Raw genomic sequence first — 1,880 nt, 5'->3', positions numbered from 1 at the left:
GTGCGGGCGAGGTCGGGTGGCGTGACAGGGGTGTGGGCGAGGTCGGGTGGCGTGACAGGGGCGGAAGTTGAGGTGTCGGAGAAGGGCGGTGCGGGGTGAGCAAAGGACGCCGGGGGCGTGACGGAGGGCGCGGTGGTGCCGGAGGCGGGGGCGTCGGCGGTGGCGTCGGTGATAGGTGGTGCAGGGGTGCGTGGAGGCGCGGTGTTGGCGAGCGGTGACGCGGGAGTGCCGACGTGCGCGGTGTCGGCGAGCGGCGACGCGGGGATGCCGGAAGACGCGGGAGCGGTGTACGGGACCGGCGGGACGGGAGTGCCGGCATACGCGGAGTCGACGAAAGACGGCGCGGGGGTGCCTGAAGACGCCGGAGCGGTGTACGGGACCGGCGGGACGGGAGTGCCGGCATACGCGGTGTCGGCGAGCGGCGACGCAGGGGTGCCGGAAGACGCCGGAGCGGTGTACGGAACCGGCGGGACAGGAGTGCCGGGAGCTGCTGTAGGGGCCTGTGGGGCCGCGCCCGGCGCAGGAACGACCGCCGGGTGCTGAACGGGCGGCGCGGACGCCCAGGGGCCCGGCTCGCCGTATGGCGGGGTGCTGTAAGGGTCGGGGTCGTGCAGTGGCTCGGGTCGATCGCTGGGCGGGAGGACCGCGCCGGGGGTCGTCGAGGGTTCGGGCGCGGGAGGTTCCGGTTCGAAATCAGCGCGGATGCCTACCGGCTCGGCGCGGGTCGAGGAGACCGCCGCGGGGTGATCCGCCTCGGAAAGGCCATCGGTGTCTACGGCTGCGCTGCTGGCCGGGGGGACTGGCGCGGGGTAGTCCAGCTCGAAGTCATCGCCCGGGTCTACGACCGCGCCGCCGACCGAGGACTCCGACACGGGGTGGTCCGGCCGGAAGCCAACGTCAGCTACTGCAAGGTGAGTTGGAGACTCGACCACAGGACGGTCCCACTCTGAGTCACCGCCCTCACCCACGACCGCATCGCCCGGCGAGGACGCCGACATGGGACGGCTCAACTCGAAGTCGCCGTCAACACCCGCAGCCACACCCCCAGTCGGAGACTCGACCACAGGACAGCTCCGCTCGGAGTCACCGCCCACACCCACGACCGCACCACCATGCGCAGACGCCGACACAGGACGCCCCAACTCGAAGTCACCGTCAACGCCCGCAACCGCACCGCCACTCGGAGACTCGACCACAGGACAGTCAGGCTCGAATTCACCGCCCGCACCAGCGACCGCATCGCCGGCCGGCGCCCCCACCACACGACGTCCCGACTCCACATCAACGTCAACGCCGGTAGCCACACCGTCAGTTGGAGCCCCGCCCACAACCCGACCCGTCTCGGTGTCACCGTAGGCATCCTCAGGCGCGTCACCGGTCAAGGCCCCCTGAACACCGGAACCCAACCCGAAACCAGCGCCGGCGCCCTCAATCACACCCCCGGCCGAACCTCCGGGCACAGGGCGCCCCAACTCGAAGTCGCCCCCACCAGAAGCCACTTCACCGCTCAGCCCCTCAACAGGCGCCCGCAACTCGAAATCCCCGTCGCCAGCTCCCCGCGCCGCTTCACCCCGCAACGCACCCGGCGGCCGCAACGCAAAGTCCCCGTCAGCAGCCCCTTCGGCAACCCCGTCGTCCTGGGTATCCGCACCGACATCCCCGTCGACGCCAACCCCACGGACACGACCCCCGGCATCACCCACCGGCTCCGGCGCAGCATCCTCCGCCTCAGCCGCACCCGGTATCGGATCACCCATCGCACCCGGCGTCGCAGGACCCCGTTCTAGAGCCCACCACTTCGTCTTCGCGGGCCCCTGCTCCGGTGTCCCCTCGTTCATGGTCCCCCCACAACTGGCCGTCCCCTGTCTCTTATACCCATC

General features: G+C 71.3%; 1 protein-coding gene and 1 pseudogene. One reads left to right on the top strand and one right to left on the bottom strand.

Translation table 11 applies throughout. The features are described from left to right. A pseudogene (locus ACNFOC_RS53915) lies at positions 1-872 on the bottom strand (hypothetical protein); the annotation flags it as partial. A gap of 240 nt (positions 873-1,112) precedes the next feature. On the opposite strand from ACNFOC_RS53915, the gene ACNFOC_RS53910 reads away from it, so the two are divergent. Continuing rightward, on the top strand, positions 1,113-1,787 hold the full coding sequence (locus tag ACNFOC_RS53910; RefSeq protein ID WP_416966247.1) for a hypothetical protein: 675 nt from the start codon (positions 1,113-1,115) through the stop codon (positions 1,785-1,787). The last annotated feature ends 93 nt before the right edge of the window (positions 1,788-1,880 follow it).

Origin of the sequence: Streptomyces colwelliae, from assembly GCF_048158785.1 — a bacterium.
Classification (GTDB): domain Bacteria; phylum Actinomycetota; class Actinomycetes; order Streptomycetales; family Streptomycetaceae; genus Streptomyces.
Note: the sequence above shows the minus strand (reverse complement) of the source record. Positions and strands in the feature narration are given on the sequence as shown.

Bases quoted from the DNA above. Each gene is read 5' to 3' on its own strand.
- ACNFOC_RS53910 (WP_416966247.1), top strand. From the start codon at position 1,113: ATGCGCAGACGCCGACACAGGACGCCCCAACTCGAAGTCACCGTCAAC.